This is a genomic window from Citrobacter sp. wls615 (genome assembly GCF_005281355.1).
Lineage (GTDB): Bacteria > Pseudomonadota > Gammaproteobacteria > Enterobacterales > Enterobacteriaceae > Citrobacter > Citrobacter werkmanii.
Map to the genome: position 1 here is coordinate 52,758 of NZ_SZXM01000082.1, position 21,362 is coordinate 74,119.

Sequence of the window (21,362 nt, forward strand, 5' to 3'; positions counted from 1 at the left end):
AATTAGTGATGTGACCATTCAATACTGTTCAAATCCACGCCCTGTTTGAACATTTCCCACAGTGGAGAAAGGTCGCGCAGACGGCCAATGGAGTTGCGAACCAGATTGATGGCATAGTCAATCTCTTCTTCGGTAGTGAAACGACCTAAAGAGAAACGAATTGAGCTGTGTGCCAGCTCGTCGGTCATACCCAGCGCGCGCAGCACGTAGGATGGCTCCAGGCTTGCTGAAGTACATGCAGAACCGGAGGATACCGCCAGGTCTTTCAGCGCCATAATCAGCGACTCGCCTTCAACAAAGTTGAAGCTGACGTTGAGAATGTTCGGTGCGCCCTGTTCGAGATCGCCGTTCAGGTACACTTCTTCCATGTCCTTCACGCCGTTCCACAGACGGTTACGCAGGCTGCGCAGACGCGCCATCTCGGTTTCCATCTCTTCTTTAGCGATACGGTACGCTTCACCCATGCCCACGATCTGGTGAACAGGCAAAGTACCGGAACGCATGCCGCGCTCGTGACCACCGCCGTGCATCTGCGCTTCAATACGAATACGCGGTTTACGACGCACGTACAGCGCGCCAATACCTTTCGGGCCATAGATTTTGTGGCCGGAGAAGGACATCAGGTCAACTTTCAGTTGGCTCAGGTCGATAGGCAGTTTGCCCACGCTCTGAGTGGCGTCAACGTGATAGATGATGCCGCGCGCACGGCACATTTCGCCGATAGTCGCGATATCCTGCACCACGCCGATTTCGTTGTTCACGTGCATGATGGACACGAGGATGGTGTCGTCACGCATTGCCGCTTCAAGTTCTTTAAGATCGATGATGCCGTTACGCTGCGGGGCGAGGTAGGTAACTTCAAACCCTTCGCGCTCCAGCTGACGGCAGGTATCCAGCACGGCTTTGTGTTCGGTTTTGCTGGTGATGATGTGCTTGCCTTTTTTCTGATAAAAGTTGGCTGCACCTTTAATCGCCAGGTTATCGGATTCAGTCGCACCGGAAGTAAATACGATTTCACGCGGGTCAGCGCCCACGAGGTCGGCAATCTGGTTACGGGCGATATCTACCGCCTCTTCAGCCTGCCAGCCGAAACGGTGTGAACGAGACGCTGGGTTACCAAAGTTTCCGTCCAGGGTCAGACACTGCATCATTTTCTCGGCAACACGCGGGTCCACCGGCGTGGTTGCGGAGTAATCGAGATAGATCGGTAATTTCATTGCTCTATAAACTCCGTACATCGCTTCAATGCAAGGAACCAGGCAACCGGCTGGATGTACGACCGAGTTAACGGGGCGTCGAACACCCCGGCCTGATTCTGAAATACTTTTATTATGCGCGTAACTTAACGTCGATCGCGTCTTGAGCACGATTAGTGCGTGGAGCGTCATGCGTGTGCTGGCGACCAGACACATCCAGGACTTCCTGATTATTCACCAGTTCGCCCAACGTAATGTTGTTGAGGAATCCGGTCAGACGATCGCTCAGATCGCGCCACAGCGCGTGGGTCAGGCATTTATCGCCGCCCTGACAACCGCCTTTGCCCTGGCAACGGGTCGCATCTACAGACTCGTCGACAGCGCTAATGACTTCACCTACTGCGATGCTCCCGGCATCTTTACCCAGCAGATACCCGCCGCCTGGTCCACGTACGCTTGAAACCAGACCGTTTTTACGCAAACGGGAAAACAGCTGCTCCAGATATGACAGGGAAATTCCCTGACGTTCAGAAATATCAGCCAACGGTACCGGGCCCGTTTCGGAGTTGAGCGCAACGTCCAACATTGCGGTCACGGCGTAACGCCCTTTTGATGTCAGTCTCATGTCTTACTTAGCCTCAAACTCGCCCCTGCCCGGGGTTTTTTATTGTAAAATGGGGGGTATTGCATAGCAGGGGCAAGTCTGACATTCCCGACTAAATCAGTCAACTATTTACTTGACTAATTTAGTCAGGTATTTAACCTTCAGTGCCGTTTTCACTTGCAGGAGGCGTTTCGCTTACTTGCCTTTATTCTGCTGTTCAATCGACGCCAAAATTCCGCGCAAAATGTTCAGCTCCTGACTCTCAGGACGCGCACGCGTAAACAGACGACGCAGCTTGTTCATCACTTGTCCCGGATGGCCTTCGCGAATAAATCCGGTCGACAGCAGCGTTTGTTCCAGATGACCGTAAAAACGCTCTAAATCATCCACCAGCGGATACTCAGCTTCTTCGTATTCGACGGTCTTATCACCTTCCTGCGTCGCCAGCCAGGCCATGCGGACTTCATAAGAGATAACCTGCACCGCCATCGCCAGGTTGAGCGAACTGTATTCCGGGTTCGCGGCAATGGCGACGTGGTAATGGCATTTTTGCAGTTCTTCGTTGGTCAGGCCAACGCGTTCACGGCCAAATACCAGCGCCACCGGCGTATTCGCCGCTTCAGAGACGCTTTTTAAGCCGCATTCGCGCGGGTCCAGCATCGGCCACGGCAACGTACGGGAACGCGCGCTGGTGCCTACTACCAGACTACAACCCGCCAGCGCTTCATCGAGGGTATCGACGATCTGCGCGCTGCCAATCACATCGCTGGCGCCTGCCGCCAGGGCGATGGCCTGCGAGTCCGGTTTGACCAGTGGATTAACCAGCCACAGATTGGTTAAACCCATGGTTTTCATTGCGCGGGCCACAGAGCCCATGTTGCCAGTGTGAGAGGTTTCCACCAGCACAATTCGAATATTTTGCAGCATTGTATTTCTTCGGCTAAAGATTATTCGGGCATATTATCATAAAACGAAGACATATTCCGAACTCGCTGCTATACTCTGCGCCGTTTTCCCGTTCTTTAACATCCAGTGAGAGAGACCGATGCATCCGATGCTGACCATCGCCGTGCGCGCAGCGCGCAAGGCGGGTAATGTAATTGCCAAACACTACGAAACCCCAGACTCTGTAGAAACCAGCCAGAAAGGCAGCAATGATTTCGTGACTAACGTCGATAAAGCCGCCGAAGCGATTATTATCGAAACGATTCGCAAATCTTACCCACAGCACACCATCATCACCGAAGAAAGCGGTGAACATGTTGGTGAAGATTTGGATGTTCAATGGGTTATCGATCCACTGGATGGCACTACCAACTTCGTAAAACGTCTGCCGCACTTCGCGGTATCTATCGCAGTACGCATTAAAGGCCGTACTGAAGTTGCCGTTGTTTACGATCCAATGCGTAATGAACTGTTCACCGCAACCCGCGGCCAAGGCGCTCAGCTTAACGGTTACCGTCTGCGTGGCAGCACGGCTCGCGATCTGGACGGCACCATCATTGCCACCGGCTTCCCGTTCAAAGCGAAACAGCACGCTGCTTCTTACATGAAAATCCTTGGCAACATGTTTACCGAATGCGCTGACTTCCGCCGCACCGGCTCTGCCGCGCTGGATCTGGCCTACGTTGCCGCAGCCCGCGTTGACGGTTATTTCGAAATTGGTCTGCGCCCGTGGGATTTCGCCGCAGGTGAGCTGATTGCTCGTGAAGCTGGCGCCCTGGTATGCGACTTCACCGGAGGTCATAACTACATGACAACCGGCAACATCGTTGCAGGTAACCCGCGCGTAGTGAAAGCCATGCTGGCTAACATGCGTGACGAACTGAGCGACGCGCTGAAGCGTTAATCTGCTGTGGTGCCGGATGCGACGCTTTCGCGTCTTATCCGGCCTACAATTCCTGCCGCTCACTAATCTAAAACGGCCTTAACCCCCTGCCTACCGGCACCGCGCTCATCCACATCACCACCGCCGCCGTAACCAATACCGCCCCACCGGCTAATGCCAGCGTTGTCCAGCCAATCTGTCGCCACAGCACCGGCGCTTTATGCCCGCTAAGTCTTACCGCCAGCGAGCGGAAACTGTGTACCAATAAAGCCAGTGACGTAATCGTTAAAGAGGTTCCCGCCGCCATCGCCAGCGCCGAGGCCATGCCCCAGCTAAAGACTCCAATCACTTTGCTGAACAGCAGCACCATGATGGCCCCGGAGCATGGGCGCATCCCCATAGACAGAATAATCATCAGCCGGGCGCGCCAGTCATCACCGCTTTGCAACTGTTCCGGCTGCGGTAAATGCTGATGCCCGCAGCCACAGCCGTCGTGATGCACATGGTGCGGTGTGAAAGCGGTAAACGTTGGCCGTTTTAGCAATGAGCGCAGTTTTTTCAGCGCACGCCAGCACAGCAGCAGACCCAACACGCCCACCAGCACATAGCTCCCTCTTTCCAGCCAGAAGCTGCTCATATGCAGCTGTCGCGCAGGCAACTGCAAGACGGTGAGCACGATAACGACCAGACCAATCGCGACCAGTCCTTGTAATAAAGACGACGCCAGCGTCAGGCCGATACTTGATTTGAGTTTTGACGGGTGCGTCGCAAGCCAGGTAGTAATCACCACTTTTCCATGACCCGGCCCCAGTGCATGCAGGACGCCGTAGAGAAAACTAAACAGCAGCAGCGATCCCCCTGCCTGGGTCGGACTGGCAGCAACCGCTTTCAGCAACCCGCTCATCTGTTGGTTTACTTCGCGCTGCCAGACGATACTTTTCATCATCACCTGCGGCCACGCCTGCCATAGCCACAGTATGCCGCCTGCCGCCAGCAGCAAAAATAGCGCCAGCGGCCACAGCGTAAGCCAGCGGCGTCCGGCGGGGCGTGGCTGATAAACTACTGACATTGCAGCGTTACCGTTTGTGCGAACTGTTTACCCAACTCCATATCCTCCGGCGGGGCGTCTTCTTTATCCAGCGACTGGGCAAAGCTCAGCGTTTGTTCATTCGGCGTCGGTGTATGGACAGTGAGTCGGCATTGCTGGCTAATGGCCTGCCCCAGCATAGCGTCGCTATCCTGGTCATAGCTCATGTCCACGTAGTAGGTCGGATCGAAGGTTGAAATGGTATATTTTTGACCACTCAGCGGCTGTGGTTCAGCTAAGGGTAGAACGAACGTCAGCACCGCCTGATGTTCCTCACGTTCCATGCCGTATTCCGTCGGCCTGTTTTTAAACTTTACCTTTTGCCCTTCATGCCACACTTCAGTGAAATAATGCTGCCCAAGCACATTCGCCATCACTTCCGCCGCCAGTTTTTTCCAGATCTCCGAGCCAGGTTTAGCATTCCCCGCATCGTAAAGCAGATCTGCCGAGGTGATTTCATCCATCGTCCAGCGCATTTTCAGCGCCACGAACTGATTATTCTCGCTCACTATCTCGGTTTTCAAATGGATAAAGCTATGGGGATGAGCGCCTGCGTCAAAAGACAGGACAGCAAGAAACAACGTGACAATGATGCGTTTAACGCGCTGCATGGCTTCTCCACGATATAAATCCAGGCCGCCAGAAATAATGGTGTGTTTGGCGAAAGAGTGCTGAGGATATCATTGAACGAAAAAATGTTGAGCACCCTTTTCCGGTATCGATTCAGTTCTCAATTTCGAGATTTCTTTTTCCAGCAACACCCGTCTAAATCCCTTCTCGCCACCACAATTTACGCAAAATGATAATTAATTGTTAATTTATAGTTTCATTTTAATAATTCATTAACAATAATTTTGCTGTCATGGATATAAAACCTCTTTGATTTAACCAATTTTTAACCATTATTTTTCTATAAATTCACAATATCGGGCGTAGATCACATTCATAAAACTTATGGTTCATTCCCTCTTCCATTCGTAGTTAACTTCACCCCGTGACATGTCCTGCCCCCTACGAAAGGTACAACTATGAAATTCAAACTCGCATTACTCAGTGCAACCCTGGTTTCTGCATGCATGTTGTCCGGCACGTCCTTTGCGGCGGAAAAATATGAAATTGCTGTGGTTGCCAAAGTCACCGGGATTCCGTGGTTTAACCGGATGGAAACCGGCGTTAATGAAGCAGCAAAAAAACTGGATGTGAATGCTTACCAGACCGGGCCTTCCACGCCGGATCCGGCTCAGCAGGTGAAAGTCATTGAGGATCTGATCGCCAAAAACGTTAACGCGATCATCGTGGTGCCGAATGATGCCAAGGTCCTTGAGCCGGTGCTGAAAAAAGCGCGCGATAAAGGCATCGTGGTGCTGACGCACGAATCCCCGGACGAGCAGATTGGTCAATGGGATATTGAAACCATCGACAGTGAAAAATATGCGCAGGCTAACGTCGATGAATTAGCGAAAAGTATGGGCGGTAAAGGGGGTTATGCCATCTATGTCGGTTCGCTGACGGTACCGTTGCATAACGCGTGGGCCGATTTTGCGATTAAGTACCAAAAAGAAAAATATCCCGAAATGTTCGAGGTCACTTCACGTCTGCCGGTCGCGGAAAGCATCGATAAATCCTACGCCACCACGCTGGACCTGATGAAAACCTATCCGCAGATGAAGGGCATTATCGGCTTTGGCTCGCTGGGTCCAATCGGTGCGGGTCAGGCGGTACAGAAAAAACGCGCCAAAGATAAAATCGCCGTCGTCGGGATCGCCATGCCAGCACAGGCTGCACCTTACCTGATGCGCGGTGATATTAAGAAAGCGCTGCTGTGGGATCCAAAAGACGCGGGCTATGCGCTGGTAACGGTTGCCGATCAGCTGTTGCAGGGTAAAGAAGTGAACGCTGATCTGAGTATCGATGGTTTAGGGAAAGCCGATATCGACACGGAGAAGAAAGTGATCCGCTTTAACAAGATCCTCGAAGTCACCAAAGACAACGCACAATCACTCGGTTTCTAAGGCTTTAGCCGACACCAGGGAACCTTAACGCCGACCGTCTGGTCGGCGCTATCAACCAAACTAACACTTAGCGTCCATGCGGACGTGCGCAGGGGTATTGTCCATGACAGACACCACCGCATTTATCACTCTTGAGAATATCAGCAAACAATTCCCGGGCGTGCTGGCGCTGGATAACGTGAATCTGACGCTGAGAAAAGGCGAAGTTCACTGTCTGGCGGGTCAAAACGGCTGTGGTAAAAGCACCATTATTAAAGTGATCTCTGGGGTGTATCATCCGGAAAAAAGCGCGCAGATATTACTCGATGGCAAATTATTCCATCACCTGACGCCGCAGCTTTCTTCCCATTATGGTATTCAGGTTATTTATCAGGACCTGTCGTTATTCCCTAACTTTAGCGTCGCTGAAAATATCGCGGTCAACCGCTATCTGCCCGGTGGCGATATCTGGGTACGCCGTGGCGCGATGAAACAGCAGGCGCTGGCCGCCATGAAACGCATCGGCGTGAACATCGATCCCGATAAAAAAGTCGAAAAACTGTCGATTGCCGACCGGCAACTGGTCGCCATTTGCCGGGCTATTGCCGCCGATGCGCGTCTGGTGATTATGGATGAACCCACCGCTTCGTTAACCCGCCAGGAGGTCAATGGCCTGCTACGGGTCGTCAACGAACTGAAAGCGGCCGGGATTTGCGTGGTGTTTGTCAGCCACCGTCTGGATGAAGTGATGGAAGTGGCGGACCGTATCAGCGTGATGCGCGACGGCAAACTGGTGGGAACATACCCTGCCAGCGAACTCGACAGTCACGAACTGGCCTTCCTGATGACCGGACAACGCTTCCACTACAGCCCGTTGCCGGAAAGACCTGCTATTGAGCAAGAGCCGCTGCTCGAGCTGCGCAACCTCAGCCGCCGGGGGAAATACCAGAACATCAATTTATCGCTACATAGCGGCGAGATTGTCTCCATTGTCGGTCTGCTGGGTGCCGGTCGCACCGAGCTTTGCCTCAGTTTGTTCGGCATGACCCAGCCGGAAAGCGGCGAAATGCGCATTAACGGCCAGCCGGTTACTCTGCGCAACAACCATGACGCCATCAAACACGGGATCGGCTATGTCTCAGAAGATCGACTGACGCAGGGGCTGATCATGGAGCAGTCGATCTATGACAACACCATCGTCACGGTGTTTGACCAACTGCATACCAGCAGCGGTCTGCTCGATCATCGTAAAGCGCAAAAGTTGGTCGCCGATTTGATCCGCGAGTTGAACATTAAAGTCTCCGATCCGCATCTGCCGGTCAAAACGCTCTCCGGCGGTAATGCCCAACGCATTGCCATTGCCAAATGGGTGGCAACCCATCCGCGCATCTTGATCCTCGACTCCCCTACCGTCGGCGTGGATATCGCCAACAAAGAGGGGATTTACCAGATAGCCCGCGATCTGGCGGAACAGGGAATGGCGGTGCTGATGATTTGCGATGAAATCCCGGAAGCGTATTACAACAGTCATCGTGTGCTGGTGATGCGCCGCGGCAAACTGGTGGCGGAATGTAATCCTCATCACTGCCGTGAAGAGGAGATTGCTGAAGTGGTCGAGGTAATCAATGAATAGTCTGCGTCTCTCCCGTTTAATCGGGCAACATGAATTCTGGCTGGGCCTGCTGGTTGTGGCGCTCGCCGTCGGACTGAGCGTCAGTACCGATGAGTTCCTGTCGCTGGGCAATCTCACAGATGTCGCCACCAGCTACGCGATTCTCGGCATTCTCGCCTGTGGGCTGTTTGTGGTGCTGATTTCCGGCGGGATCGACATCTCATTTCCGGCGATGACCGCGATTGCCCAGTATGCGATGGCCAGTTGGGTGATCGCTCACGGCGGCAACTTCGTACTGGCTTTAACCATTGCAATGGCGGTAGGTCTGCTGCTTGGGCTGATTAATGGCTTCCTGGTCTACTGGCTGCGCGTTCCGGCGATCATCATTACCATCGCCACGCTGAACGTCTACTACGGCCTGCTGGTTTATGCCACCAAGGGTACCTGGCTGTACGGCTTCCCGGACTGGTTTATGAACGGTATCAACTGGTTGTCGTTCACCGCGACAGACGGCTACGACTACGGTTTAACCCTGCCCCTGCTGTGCCTGGCTGCGGTGATTATCTTTACCGCCGTACTGATGAACTATACCCGTCTTGGCCGTCAGGTTTACGCCATGGGCGGCAACCGCGACGCGGCCTCGCGCCTGGGGCTGAATCTGCTGAAGCTGCATTTCTACGTCTATGGCTATATGGGCATTCTGGCAGGCGTTGCCGCCGTGGTTCAGGCGCAAATCACCCAGTCTGTTGCCCCCAATTCCCTACTCGGATTTGAGTTAACGGTGCTGGCGGCGGTCGTGCTCGGCGGCACCAGCATGAGCGGCGGGCGCGGTACGTTAACCGGAACGCTACTGGGTGTTGTGCTGCTGGCGTTCTTGCAAAATGGTCTGACGCTGCTGAGCGTCTCTTCTTACTGGCACACCGTGTTCAGCGGCGCCATTATCCTGGTCAGCATTAGCGCCACGGCCTGGAACGAAAAACGTAAACTGGCAAGGGAGCTTTGAGATGAAAACAATCGCCAGATTTTTACCCGGTGATGCCATCATTCGTCTGCAATGCGTCATTATTGTGGTCGTCGCTCTGGTCTTCTCGGCCCTGCTCGGCAGCCGTTTTTTCAGCGTCGCTAACTTCCAGTCGATTGGCTCGCAACTGCCGATCCTCGGCATGCTGGCCCTCGGGATGGGCATGACCATGCTGACCGGCGGCATTAACCTGTCGATTATTGCCGGTGCGAACGCCTGCTCGCTGGTGATGGCGGCGATTATCGTCACCCATCCGGATAACCCGCTGTTTCTGGTGCTGGCATTGGTTGCTGGCGCTGCGGTGGCGGTGGCTATCGGCACGCTCAACGGCGCTTTAATTGCCTGGGTCGGCGTCTCGCCTATTCTCGCCACCCTCGGCACGATGACGCTGATCTCCGGGCTGAATATTTTGCTTTCCAACGGGACGGTGATTTCAGGTTTCCCGACTGCCATCCAGTATCTTGGCAACGCCACAATTGCCGGTATTCCGGTGGCGCTACTGCTCTTTTTCCTCGTGGCAATCCTGCTGTGGGTGCTGCTGGAGCACACCACGCTTGGGCGCAGCCTGTATCTCGTCGGCTCCAATGAGCAGGCTACCCGCTACAGCGGCGTGAATACCGTACGGGTACAAATTTCGGTGTACGTTATTTCAGCCCTGCTCGGCTGGGTCGCCGCCATTCTGATGATGGCAAAATTCAACTCGGCCAAAGCCGGATACGGTGAATCCTACCTGCTGGTCACCATCCTTGCCTCTGTGCTCGGCGGCATTAACCCGGATGGCGGCTTCGGACGCATTATCGGCCTGGTACTGGCGCTGATTGTGCTGCAAATGCTGGAAAGCGGCCTTAACTTGCTGGGGGTCAGCAGCTATCTGACGATGGCGCTGTGGGGCGCGGTGCTGATCCTCTTTATCGCATTACAGAATCGTAAAGCCTGATTTCAGGAGAAAAAATTATGGCAAGTTACTTTATTGGTGTGGATGTCGGAACCGGAAGCGCCCGCGCTGGCGTGTTTGATCTCAACGGCAGAATGGTCGGTCAGGCCAGTCGGGCCATCGAGATTTACCGTCCGCAGGCCGATTTTGTTGAGCAGTCTTCCGATAACATCTGGCAGGCTGTGTGTAACGCGGTACGCGATGCGATTAACCAGTCGGATATCAATCCTATCCAGGTGAAAGGTCTGGGCTTCGACGCCACCTGTTCACTGGTGGTGCTGGATAAAGAAGGTAACCCACTGACCATCAGCCCTTCCGGGCGCAGTGAACAGAACATTATTGTGTGGATGGACCATCGCGCCATTACTCAGGCCGATCGCATTAACGCCTTGCATCATCGGGTACTGGACTACGTCGGCGGCATTATCTCCCCGGAGATGCAAACGCCAAAACTGTTGTGGCTGAAGCAGCACATGCCCAATACCTGGGCTAACGCCGGTTACTACTTTGACCTGCCTGATTTCCTCACCTGGCGCGCAACGGGCGATGACACACGCTCATTGTGCTCGACGGTGTGTAAATGGACCTATATGGGCCATGAAGATAAATGGGATGCCAGCTATTTCCGCCAGATTGGGCTGGAAGATTTGCTGGAACACGATGCCGCTAAAATTGGCCGCTACGTGAAAACCATGGGCGAACCGCTCGGCCATGGGCTGTCAGCACGCGCCGCCAGCGAAATGGGACTGATCCCCGGCACCGCGGTCAGTGTATCGATTATTGATGCCCACGCCGGTACCCTCGGCACGCTCGGCGCCAGCGGCGTTTCCGGCGAGGTGCCGGATTTCGACCGTCGTATCGCACTGATTGGCGGCACCTCCACCGGACACATGGCGATTTCCAAAGAGCCGCGTTTTATCGGCGGTGTCTGGGGGCCTTACTACTCTGCCGTACTGCCGGAATACTGGCTTAACGAAGGCGGACAGTCGGCAACAGGGGCGTTAATCGACCACGTAATTCAGTCGCATCCGTGCTACGACACCTTACTGGCGCAGGCTAAGTCGCAGGGACAGACCATTTATGAAGTGCTGAATGCGTTGCTGCGTAAAATGGCCGGTGAGCCGGAAGATATCGCCTTCCTGACCCGCGATATGCATATCCTGCCCTATTTCCACGGCAATCGCTCGCCGCGCGCCAACCCTACGCTTACGGGGACAATCACCGGACTTAAGCTGTCGCGCACGCCGGAAGATATGGCGCGACAGTATCTGGCGACTATCCAGGCCATTGCCCTCGGTACGCGACATATCATTGAAACGATGAATCAAAGTGGCTACACCATCGATACGATTATGGCCAGCGGCGGCGGGACGAAAAACCCGATCTTCGTTCAGGAACACGCCAACGCCACCGGTTGCGCCATGCTGCTGCCGGAAGAGAGTGAAGCCATGCTGTTGGGCGGTGCCATGATGGGAACTATCGCCGCAGGTGTATTTGATACCTTCCCGGAAGCGATGTCGGCGATGAGCCGGATTGGTAAAACGGTCACCCCGCAAACCAACCGTATTAAGCAGTACTACGATCGCAAATATCGGGTATTCCACGAGATGTATCAGGACGATATGAAATACCGCCAACTGATGCAGGAGGAAGCATGAGTGACTCCTGGTCTCAGGCCACCGGCGTATTCCAGATCTACAGCGATGCCCTTGCGGGTCTGGGACAGCACCTGACTGAACCGCTCTGGGAGTCGCTGATGGCGGAACTGCGCGGTTGTCAGGGAAAAATCGTCGTTACCGGCGTCGGCACCTCCGGCATTGCGGCGCGTAAAGTCGCGCATATGCTCGCCTGCGTGGAGCGCCCGGCGATTTATCTCAATGCCACCGATGCGGCGCACGGCGATCTGGGTTTTTTACGCGCCGACGACCTGGTTATTATGCTGTCACGCGGGGGCAATTCGGATGAACTTACCCGGCTGCTGCCTGGGCTGGCGGCGAGAAATGTGCCGATCCTGAGCGTGACGGAAAACGCTGATTCGGCCATCGCTAAAGCGTCGAGGCTGGTGATTTCCACCGGCGTCCAGCGTGAGGCCGACCCGCTGAACATGCTGGCGACGACCTCAATTCTGCTGGTACTGGCGATCTTTGACGCCGCCTGCGCCTGTCTGATGAGTGAAAGCGGCTACTCAAAGGAGACACTGCTGGCAGTGCATCCCGGCGGCGATGTGGGATTAACGCTGAGCCGTGGGCAGGCGTGATGGAGAACATGTAATTCCGCTCAACTCTCTGGTTTTCAGTTAAATTTGTTTTGCTGTTCAAACATGTTCAAAAAAACACAGGTGCTGAGGCGTGGCTGGTCCGGCTGAAAATTGTCGACGTGTTTCCGTAAGGCCGGGAGAGCCAGCATGGATGCTGGCTCAGGGCGCGCTTTACAGGGACGTTACATCGTGCCCGGCCCGGTAGCCTGGTGGAATAAGCGGAGGGCACCGCGGAGCGGCAATTTTCCCGCTGGGAGCCGGGATTGTTAAGGGTGCGCGATAGCACCCTTAACACGTTCACTGGCGTTCAGTGTACAGAGAAACGATGAACATGAGGTGAACGGAACCCTTTCTCTGCGATAGCATGTTTATACCTCCCTCCGCCGCATTCCCCCCTCTGGCATTTTTTATATCCCAACTAAAGATAAAACAGTGAAAAAGCGGATTAACGCGCTGCGTTTCACTACCGCTATCTGTTCCGCACGTTAAAAATTCTGTGACGCTCCCCAGCATTCCTGGCGTAAAGCTTTCCATTCCTCAAATCTATGCGCAAACTTTAACTATTCTTATCAAACATACTCACGGGAGATTCTACAGATGATGTCAACGCTCGCCCCGCCATCTGTACTTTCCGCTCCCCAACGCCGTTGCCAGGTGCTGCTGACGCTTTTTCTGCCGGGGCAGATAGCTACCGCGCAGACCTTCAGCAGTCTCAATGGCGTCGATGATGCCACCGTTCAGGAGGATATCATTGGCGCGGGGCTTGAAATCCAGCGTTATCATCGGCTCGCCATTATTTCCGCCCAGAATGGCGGCTATGCGATCGAAGGCGCCCCGCTGAACCAGCGTCTGTGCCTGTTGCATTGGCTGCGCCGTGGCCTGCGGATCTGCCCGACCTTTATCGCCCAACATTTCACACCCGCATTGAAAATGGCGCTGAAACAGCAGGGCATAGCGCGCACGTTGTATGATGACACCAATCTGCATGCGCTGATTAACCTCTGCTCCCGACGCTTGCAAAAGCCCTTTGAGTGTCGTGATATCCAGTTCCTGCGGCTGTTTTTACAATACTGCCTGCTGCAACATCACGCGGGGATCACCCCGGAGTTTAATCCACTCCAGCAGCGCTGGGCGCAATCCTGCGCGGAGTACGCTCTGGCTGAGGAGATCGCCCGCCACTGGCAACGTCACGTCATGCAAAGTGCGCCGCCGGGCGAATCGCTGTTTATGGCATTGCTGTTCTCAATGATTCGCATCCCCGACCCCATCCGCGATAACCACCAGCAGGATCGCCGTCTTCGTCTGGCTATCGCGCGGCTGGTGCTGCGTTTTCGCGAGTATGGCAACGTTCGCTTCAGCGATGAACAAGGGCTGAACGACCAGTTGTATATCCACCTTGCCCAGGCGCTGAACCGCAGTGTGTTTGCTATTGGCATTGATAACACGCTACCGGAAGAGTTCAGCCGACTTTATCCCCGGCTGGTACGCACCACCCGCGAGGCGATACACGGATTCGAAGCGGAATACGATGTGCAGTTTTCAGAAGAAGAGATCGGACTGGTGGCGGTGATTTTCGGTGCCTGGCTGATGCAGGAGAAGGATTTGCACGAAAAGCAGATTATCCTGCTGACCGGCAGTAATGAACAACTCGAAGCGCATATAGAACAGCAGCTACGCGAACTGACGCTACTGCCGCTCAACGTAAAACATATGCCAATGCAGGACTTTCAAAAAGAGGGCGCGCCGCGCGGCGTAACGCTGATCGTCACACCGTACACTACGCCGCTGCCTCTGTTTTCACCGCCGTTGATTCATGCGGATCTGGCGCTGACGTCTCACCAGCAGCAGCAGATCCGCAAAATCCTAGAATCATAACGTCGCAGGCTTCGCCACCACTTTCGGGCGCAGCACGATAGCCGGGAGCGCCACCAGCGCCATCACCCAGAATACGCCGCTGCCCAGGTTCTGGTACAGGTAGCCGGCGAAAACGGTCATGATGGCGATACTGCCGCCCATCGCCACCGCGGAATAGACTGCCTGCAAACGAATCACTTCGCTGCCCTGTCGCGCCGCGATATAGCGCATTGCCGCCAGGTGACAGACGGTGAAGGTACCGCAGTGCAGGATCTGCACCACTATCAGCCACGGCAGCTCGGTGCTCCAGCCCATCAGCCCCCAACGCGCCACGCCGCAAACGGCGGAAAGCAACAGCAGATCGCGGGCGCTAAAGCGGCGGAACAGCTTGTGACTCAGCGCGAAGATGATCACTTCCGCCACCACGCCCAATGACCATAAATAGCCCACCGCCGAGGCGGAATAACCGGCGGATTGCCAGTAAATGGCGCTAAAACCATAATAGGCGGCATGTGCGCCCTGCAGCAGACTCACGCAGGCAAGAAAACGCCAGCTTTGCGTTATTAACGCGCGCCAGGCGGGCCATCCCGCACTCTCCTGCTGACGGGTTTCACCTGCTGGCTGCACGCTCGGGCGAATCATCATGCCCAGCAGCATCGAGGCGACGCCAAGCGACAGCAGAATAAGGATCACCCGATAGTCAAACAGGCTCACCAGCTTACCGGTCAGCGCAGAGCCAATTACAAAGGCCACGGATCCCCACAGTCGAACCCGCCCATAATCCATGGTTATCTGTTTTTGCCAGGTGTTAGCCAGCGCGTCGGTCAGCGGCACCAACGGTGAGAAAAACAGGTTAAATCCGACCATCACCACCATCAGCCACGCCACGTTGGTCCCCGCCCAGAAAGCCAGCGCAAACACCAACGTCAACAGAGCCAGAATACGTAAAGCGGTAATCAGACGAGAGGGATCGCTCACGCGCGGCGCAATCAGCAAGCTACCGAGAAAACGGGCAATCAGCCCCGCGCCCAACAGTAAACCAATGGTTTCCGGCGTCAGCCCCAGCCCTTCGAGCCAGACGCTCCAGAAAGGCAGAAAAATACCGTAGCTAAAGAAATAGGTGAAATAACCGAGCGCCAGCCAGCGCGTGGAATGCAAAGCCATGAATCCCTCCCGTTTGGAGACGGTAGTCTGGCGATAAACTCTGGCTGGCGCAAGAGACCATTAACAGGCAGATAACATGATTTTCGCCCTATTCGATGCAAATTTGCATCGCAAAATGACAGCGTTCTTCCTGCGCTAAAACCTGCAATCCCGGCTGCCCCTGCATGTGGTGGGCATTCACCGGATGCGTCTGCGGCTCCAGGCACAGGAATGGTTCACCCGACATTCTGAACAGCATCAACCACGGAGTTTGCGCTAAAATCGTGACTTTCATCACATCACGCTGAATAACGGCCCGCCCGCTCCAGCCAGAATAACCCACATTCAACCAGGCATCTTCACCATATTGCGCATGCATGAAATCTGCTGCGGGTGGAATATTACTTTGCCAGTCCAGTGGCAGATGCTGTTCCCCCTCCGGCCAGTAGCCGCTGGCGGTGAACTGGGCCGTACTGTGCGTATCAAAGGCGAAAAACGGATGGAACCCGCAGCCATAGATCATCGGTTGTTCACCGCAATGGGTGAGCGTCAATGAAGCATGCAGGCTTGACGCTTCCAGTTGGTAGCAAAGCTGCGCCGTATAGTCGTAACCACAGGGATGCCAACTGCGCAACTGTAGCAAACAACCACTTTGCGTAGCGGTGATAACCTGCCAACGCTGCAGCCAGCCGTCACCGTGCAGGAAGAAGTGTTCATCCGCCTCATGGTGCGGTAGCACAACCTCTTCCCCACGTAACATAAAACGATTGCCCGCCACCCTATTTGCCACCGGTAACATCGGGAACAGGCCGCAATCACCGGGCTGCTGACCATGACCTTCACGTAATATTGCCTGTTGATGTTGTAACGAAACCAGACTCAATAGCGAACCGCCCTGTGGATCTACGCACATCCGTAGATGTGCGTTTTGTAACATCAGCAGAGAGTTCATTAGCGGGCGCTTCGTTGTTGGCTTGATGCGCCAACTTTCGTATGCTGCGCCGCCAGCTGTTCTTCCAGCGCTTCCAGCGTCACGCCTTTGGTTTCCGGCACATTACGCAGAACATAGATAAAGCCCATCGCACAAATCACACCATAGAGCAGGAAACTTCCCGATGCGCCCAGACTCGCATTCAGCAGTGGGAAGGTATAGGTCAGCAGGAAGCAGGCAATCCACAACGCCAGCGTGCCGAGCGACATCGCTAACCCGCGAACACGGTTGGGGAAAATTTCGGACAGCAGCACCCAGGTTACCGGGGCCAGCGTCAGGGCGTAAATGGCAATCGCCGCCAGCACCAGAACCAAAACCGGCCAGCCCAGAATACCCAACCCGTATGCCCCGGCAATGAGTACGTAAATAACCGTCAGCCCTGATGCACCAAACAGCATCAGTTTACGACGCCCAATTTTGTCCACCAGCGGCAGAGCGGCAAGGGTAAAGACCAGATTGATGATCCCGGTCGCTACGATCGATTTTAACGTGCCGTTGATGTCGAATCCGGCGGAAGCAAATATCTCCTGCGCATAGTTGAAAATAACGTTGATCCCACACCACTGCTGGAACACTGCCAGCACCATGCCAATAATCACTATCGGTTTGATCTGCGGTTGTAACAGTGATGACCACGCGACCTTGTGGTTATCTTTTTGTAGCGTATGTTCAATCTCTTTCAGCGTTTGCCCGGCATATTCTGCCGAACCAATGCGCTGCAGCATGGTGCGCGCACGTTCGGCTTTTCCTGCCTTCACCAACCAGCGCGGCGATTCAGGGACAAAGAACATCAGCACCAGGAATATTACCGCGGGCACTAATTCAGCGCCAAACATCCAGCGCCAGCCCGTCTGACCGTTCCAGCTTTCCACAATCGCCTGCTGCGTAGCGCCTGTGGCGACAGGTTCGGCAATCATCAGGTTGATAAGCTGCGCCGCCAGGACGCCAATCACGATGGTGAGCTGGTTAACGGCAACAAAGCGACCACGCTTTTCCGCCGGGCTGACCTCAGCGATATACAGCGGGCTTAGCGCGGATGCCAGACCAATCCCCACGCCGCCAACGATGCGATAGACAACAAACATGTCAAAATTGCTGGCAACTGCGGTCCCCCAGGCTGAAGCGCTAAAGAGGATCGCCGAGAGAATCAGCGGCATCTTTCGGCCAAATTTATCGGCGCACCAGCCGGAAATCAGCGCACCAAAGATACAACCAACCAGCGCCGAGCTCATCGCCCAGCCAGATTGCGCCGGATCGGTAATCGAGAAATAAGCTTCATAGAAGGGCTTTGCCCCGCCAATTACCACCCAGTCATAGCCAAAAAGTAAACCACCGCAGGCGGCAACCAGGCAGATAGTCCAGACGTAACCAATCTTTAAATGTGTCTGCGCGTTATTCATTATGATTCCTCTTTCAGGGAAACGCAGGGGACAGAAGGTTTCGGGTGAGGTTGCCCCCACCCGTTTCGGGTATTACTGGAACAGCCTTACGTTTATGGCGTGACGCAGCAGTAACGCCTTGTCATGCGCCGGATTGAGTTGCAGAAGCTCATCAAGATCGCGCTGGCAAGCAGAACTATTTCCCAGTCCCAGATGCCCAAGCGCATTGATAAACAGGCAGTGTTGCTGGTGTTTTGCTTGTGCTGAGGTATCCAGTACCACCAGATCGGGCAGCGATACGGCAAAGAAATCGACATCCGGGATGTTGTCGCGATGCGACTCAACCCATTGCAGGAAGCTGTTGAACAGAGCGTCCGCCTCTGCATCATCGCCAAGTTTTCTCTGCGCCATCCCCTGCCAGAAGAGATAGTCCACCGGCTGGTCGTTGTAGTAACGTCCGGCATCCAGTGAGCTACCGCCACGTGTGGCACGGGAGAAGTAACGCTGGGATTCCTCGAAATGCCCCTGCTGCTGGGCGCAATAACCCAGCAAATACCAGATGTCATTATCCGTTTGCCCAGGCAGACGCCCCTCCCCAAGGTTTTGCGGGTAGTGCAGCGCCTGTTGCAGTTGCGTGATGGCGGTTTGCGGGTCGCCCGCCTGAACAGCCTCCAGTGCGCGATGCATCTGATTCAGCAGATATTGCCCGGTGGCTTTGCCTTCTCCCCCCTCCCACGGATGAAATACACGCTCACGTAAGATTGCCGCGGCCTCGTCGTAGCGCCCCAATCCATTCCACAGACTAAGCAGTTCCACCGTCAGATCGTCGCGATGGAAGGCAATATCTTTGCTGGCTTCCAGTCGCTGCAATCGCTGTTCAGCCGGTTGCGCCATCAGCTTTTTGAGATAGTCGAGTTCGAACAGGAAACGGGCATTTTGCGGCTCCAGAGCAACGGCCTGCGACAGATACTGTATCGCCTGCTGTGCATCGTGCTGTTTGTTCCAGGCATAGATCCCCAATAAGCGATGCACTGGGGCAAAATCCGGCTCCTGCGCAAGGGTAAATTGCCAGCAGGAGACCGCCTCGTCATAGCAGCGTTTGCTGTACCAGAAACAGCCGAGCAAATAGCGGGCAAAAGCGCTCTGCTCGAGGGTTTGCAGCATCTGTACTTCATCCAGCGTATTGGGAAAACGGACGCGATTTTGCAGACACTTACGCGCTCGTTCGATGAAAGGTTGCGGATTATCGCTTAACGAAGCGCGCCACAGCATCGGTAGCGTTTCCTGGCTGTCGAGCAGTTCCAGAACGCCACGGGCAGCATCTTTTTGCCCCAGTGCGTTCAGCCAGCCTGCCAGTTCACACGCGTTGGTACCGCGCCGCCCGGTAATCGAGATAAGCGCCTGTGCAGTCGCTTCATCCTGGCAAATCGCCCAGCGCGCATAGTGCAGGGTGTAACTCAGCGGATAATCAACCAGCTGTTGGCGAATGTATTCCAGCGCTTGCGCATTGCGATCAAGCTTAGCCAGCGCCAGCGCTTTCAGTCCCATCGCCAGGTTATTACTGCCGTTAAAGCGCAGGCTCTGCTCGACCTTTTCCAACGCGCCGGCATAGTCCTGACGTTTCATCGCCAGGCGCGCTAACGACCAGAAAGCCGCGTCCCGGCAGTTGCCGCTCCAGCTCGCCTTATAATAATTATCCCAGGCGCTGTCATCGTCTCCCTGGCGTTCCTGCGCGGCGGCCAGCAGCATACTCGCCTCGCCATCACGTGGATTCTTATTGAGCTTGTGCGCCCGTTCCAGCGCCTTGCCCGCGCAATGGGCTGCTAATGCCCAGTCCGCGCGGTTTAGCGCCAGCGTCCCCAGCGCCACATTATTGCGATAATCCAGCGGGTCGACCTCCAGCGCGCGGCGGTAATAGTCTTCGGCATAGCGGCTGGCGTGGTTGTACTGCTCCAGATGCTGACCAATAAAATAGAGTTCATCGGTATTAGCAAGCGCTTCTGGCTGAGCTGGCGCGCTGGCCGCCGAGGGTAGTGGTAACTCTTGCGCCAGGTGCTCTTCGTACTGCAACAGCACAGTGCCATCGGCGCGAGTGACGGTCATCGTTACCCGGGCGTGGCCATTGTCAGATACATCGGCTAACCAGCTCTGCCCCGGCTCAAGGGAGAGTGTATTCTCAAAGAACGGCTGCCCGTGTGCCGCAAGCGTAACCTGAACATCGCGTAGCGGCGCTATCGCATAAACGCCCACTGAAAGTTGGCTTCCCTCACGCACCAGCCGAAGCGCCAGTTGCGTGCTGGCGTTTTGCACCATGCCAAGTTCGCTGTAGGGCAGGAAGTTTTGCACGAAAACTTTCTCTTCGTACGGCGCAAGCCAGGTAAAATCCGGTTGGTTATCGGTAAAGACGCCGGTCATCAGTTCGATATACGGACCGTTGTCATCGGTGAGATTACGATCCCAGGCAACGCCAAAGTCGCCGTATCCCCAGGTCCACTGTTTTTTCCCCGGCGAAACATGGTGGTCCGCCACGTGCAGTAATCCACCGCGTTCGCCGTGGTGCCAGGCACCGACAAAGTCATAATCCGATTTTTCCGCCATATAAGAGGTCGGAACGGGTACGTTTTTGTAGCGAGAGATATCCACACCCGCCGAGTAATCCACTTTGTAGTAGGTGCCAGTAGCGATAGGAAACGCTGAAACATCGCGCTTGCCGTGGTCGAATACCGCGGTTACATCCGGCGGAAACACGCTCTGATGATCGTCGCCGCCTTTCACCGCCGGATTCGCCCACCACAGGAAGTGGCGCGGGGTAGCGTTACCGTTAAACACCTTCCCGGTTATTTCGATCAGCGCGCGATCTGGGTACAGTGTGAACCCGGTCATCACCTGTAAACCACGCATGGGTTCAACCTCCCCCATCCACACGGTATATTCGCCCTGCTCGCCCTGCTGCTGCGTAAAATCAACCGGCATAAAGGTGGTTGGACGATGATGCTGCGGCCAGTTGAACTCAATGCCGCCAGAGATCCATGGCCCAAGCAGGCCAACCAACGCAGGTTTCACTACTTCGTTGTAGTAGACGAAATCACGCTGCTGCACTTTGTCATACGCACGATGGATGCGTCCGCCTAATTCCGGCAGCAGCATGATGCGAATGAAGTCATTCTCCATCCACACAGCCTGATAGTCGCGCATTTCACGCTTGCCGGTCAGGGTATCAATCACGCCGTAGGGATAAACCGCACCGGAGGATCCCTGATACACCCTTTTCTCCAGAAACATCGGGTTAGCGTCTTCTTCACCCACCGTCCACGTTGGGAGGGTGATCGTTTCCTGCCAGACTTTAACTGAACCGTACATGCCGCTCTCCACTCAATAAACAAAAGTAAAAATCTAACCTGAGGCTATTCTGCAGCAGTTAAGTGGCGTTAAAATGCACAATGCTCACGCAATATAGTAAAGAGA

17 protein-coding genes are annotated in these 21,362 nt (G+C 54.9%); 8 read left to right on the plus strand and 9 right to left on the minus strand.

The window, feature by feature from the left end:
* Positions 1-2: 2 nt before the first annotated feature.
* The 3 genes from iscS to trmJ form a co-directional block, all read right to left on the minus strand.
* Entirely contained in the window at positions 3-1,217 is a 1,215-nt protein-coding gene (gene iscS / locus FDX04_RS20270; protein ID WP_003835233.1) for a cysteine desulfurase, read from the minus strand.
* 112 nt (positions 1,218-1,329) lie between these two features.
* Entirely contained in the window at positions 1,330-1,821 is a 492-nt protein-coding gene (gene iscR / locus FDX04_RS20275) for a Fe-S cluster assembly transcriptional regulator IscR (RefSeq protein ID WP_003037674.1), read from the minus strand.
* A 174-nt stretch (positions 1,822-1,995) separates the two neighbouring features.
* On the minus strand, positions 1,996-2,727 hold the full coding sequence (gene trmJ, locus FDX04_RS20280; protein ID WP_042306733.1) for a tRNA (cytosine(32)/uridine(32)-2'-O)-methyltransferase TrmJ: 732 nt from the start codon (positions 2,725-2,727) through the stop codon (positions 1,996-1,998).
* Positions 2,728-2,845: 118 nt separating this feature from the next.
* Between trmJ and suhB the strand changes: the two genes are divergently transcribed.
* Positions 2,846-3,649 carry an inositol-1-monophosphatase gene (suhB, locus tag FDX04_RS20285; protein WP_137349349.1) on the plus strand — a complete coding sequence of 268 codons (804 nt, stop codon included), beginning with the start codon at positions 2,846-2,848 and terminating at the stop codon, positions 3,647-3,649.
* Between the two features lie 67 nt (positions 3,650-3,716).
* On the opposite strand, the gene FDX04_RS20290 is transcribed toward suhB, so the two are convergent.
* Together FDX04_RS20290 and FDX04_RS20295 are read right to left on the minus strand one after the other, a co-directional pair.
* Positions 3,717-4,697, minus strand: a complete 981-nt coding sequence (locus FDX04_RS20290) for a nickel/cobalt transporter (RefSeq protein ID WP_137371394.1) — start codon at positions 4,695-4,697, stop codon at positions 3,717-3,719.
* A complete protein-coding gene (locus FDX04_RS20295) occupies positions 4,688-5,326 on the minus strand; it encodes a DUF1007 family protein (RefSeq protein ID WP_137360570.1) in 639 nt (212 codons plus the stop codon). Before FDX04_RS20295 ends, FDX04_RS20290 begins: the two co-directional genes overlap by 10 nt.
* A gap of 417 nt (positions 5,327-5,743) precedes the next feature.
* Here FDX04_RS20295 and FDX04_RS20300 point away from each other — a divergent pair, with 417 nt between their 5' ends.
* The 7 genes from FDX04_RS20300 to csiE all read left to right on the plus strand — a co-directional run bounded on the left by FDX04_RS20300 (position 5,744) and on the right by csiE (position 14,405).
* Complete coding sequence (locus FDX04_RS20300; protein ID WP_038642638.1) at positions 5,744-6,727, plus strand: autoinducer 2 ABC transporter substrate-binding protein; 984 nt, start codon at positions 5,744-5,746, stop codon at positions 6,725-6,727.
* A 103-nt stretch (positions 6,728-6,830) separates the two neighbouring features.
* Positions 6,831-8,339, plus strand: coding sequence for a sugar ABC transporter ATP-binding protein (locus FDX04_RS20305; RefSeq protein WP_137371395.1), 1,509 nt, complete (start codon positions 6,831-6,833; stop codon positions 8,337-8,339).
* A complete protein-coding gene (locus FDX04_RS20310) occupies positions 8,332-9,321 on the plus strand; it encodes an ABC transporter permease (protein ID WP_042306725.1) in 990 nt (329 codons plus the stop codon). Before FDX04_RS20305 ends, FDX04_RS20310 begins: the two co-directional genes overlap by 8 nt.
* A gap of 1 nt (position 9,322) precedes the next feature.
* Positions 9,323-10,276, plus strand: a complete 954-nt coding sequence (locus FDX04_RS20315; protein WP_137360568.1) for an ABC transporter permease — start codon at positions 9,323-9,325, stop codon at positions 10,274-10,276.
* A 17-nt stretch (positions 10,277-10,293) separates the two neighbouring features.
* Positions 10,294-11,931, plus strand: coding sequence for an FGGY-family carbohydrate kinase (locus tag FDX04_RS20320; RefSeq protein ID WP_042306721.1), 1,638 nt, complete (start codon positions 10,294-10,296; stop codon positions 11,929-11,931).
* Positions 11,928-12,530: an SIS domain-containing protein gene (locus FDX04_RS20325; RefSeq protein WP_079223140.1), complete on the plus strand. Its 603-nt coding sequence runs from the start codon at positions 11,928-11,930 to the stop codon at positions 12,528-12,530. The genes FDX04_RS20320 and FDX04_RS20325 overlap by 4 nt, the downstream gene beginning before the upstream one ends.
* A gap of 597 nt (positions 12,531-13,127) precedes the next feature.
* Positions 13,128-14,405, plus strand: a complete 1,278-nt coding sequence (gene csiE / locus FDX04_RS20330) for a stationary phase inducible protein CsiE (protein WP_042306717.1) — start codon at positions 13,128-13,130, stop codon at positions 14,403-14,405.
* Here csiE and FDX04_RS20335 read toward each other — a convergent pair.
* From FDX04_RS20335 to FDX04_RS20350, 4 genes are all read right to left on the minus strand, one after another.
* Positions 14,400-15,548, minus strand: a complete 1,149-nt coding sequence (locus FDX04_RS20335) for a 3-phenylpropionate MFS transporter (protein ID WP_079223127.1) — start codon at positions 15,546-15,548, stop codon at positions 14,400-14,402. The genes csiE and FDX04_RS20335 overlap by 6 nt on opposite strands.
* Before the next feature lie 88 nt (positions 15,549-15,636).
* Positions 15,637-16,479, minus strand: a complete 843-nt coding sequence (locus FDX04_RS20340) for an aldose 1-epimerase (protein WP_137360566.1) — start codon at positions 16,477-16,479, stop codon at positions 15,637-15,639.
* A complete protein-coding gene (locus FDX04_RS20345; RefSeq protein WP_137371396.1) occupies positions 16,479-17,918 on the minus strand; it encodes a sugar porter family MFS transporter in 1,440 nt (479 codons plus the stop codon). The genes FDX04_RS20340 and FDX04_RS20345 overlap by 1 nt, the downstream gene beginning before the upstream one ends.
* Before the next feature lie 72 nt (positions 17,919-17,990).
* Positions 17,991-21,257, minus strand: coding sequence for a DUF5107 domain-containing protein (locus FDX04_RS20350; protein ID WP_137371397.1), 3,267 nt, complete (start codon positions 21,255-21,257; stop codon positions 17,991-17,993).
* Positions 21,258-21,362 lie beyond the last annotated feature (105 nt).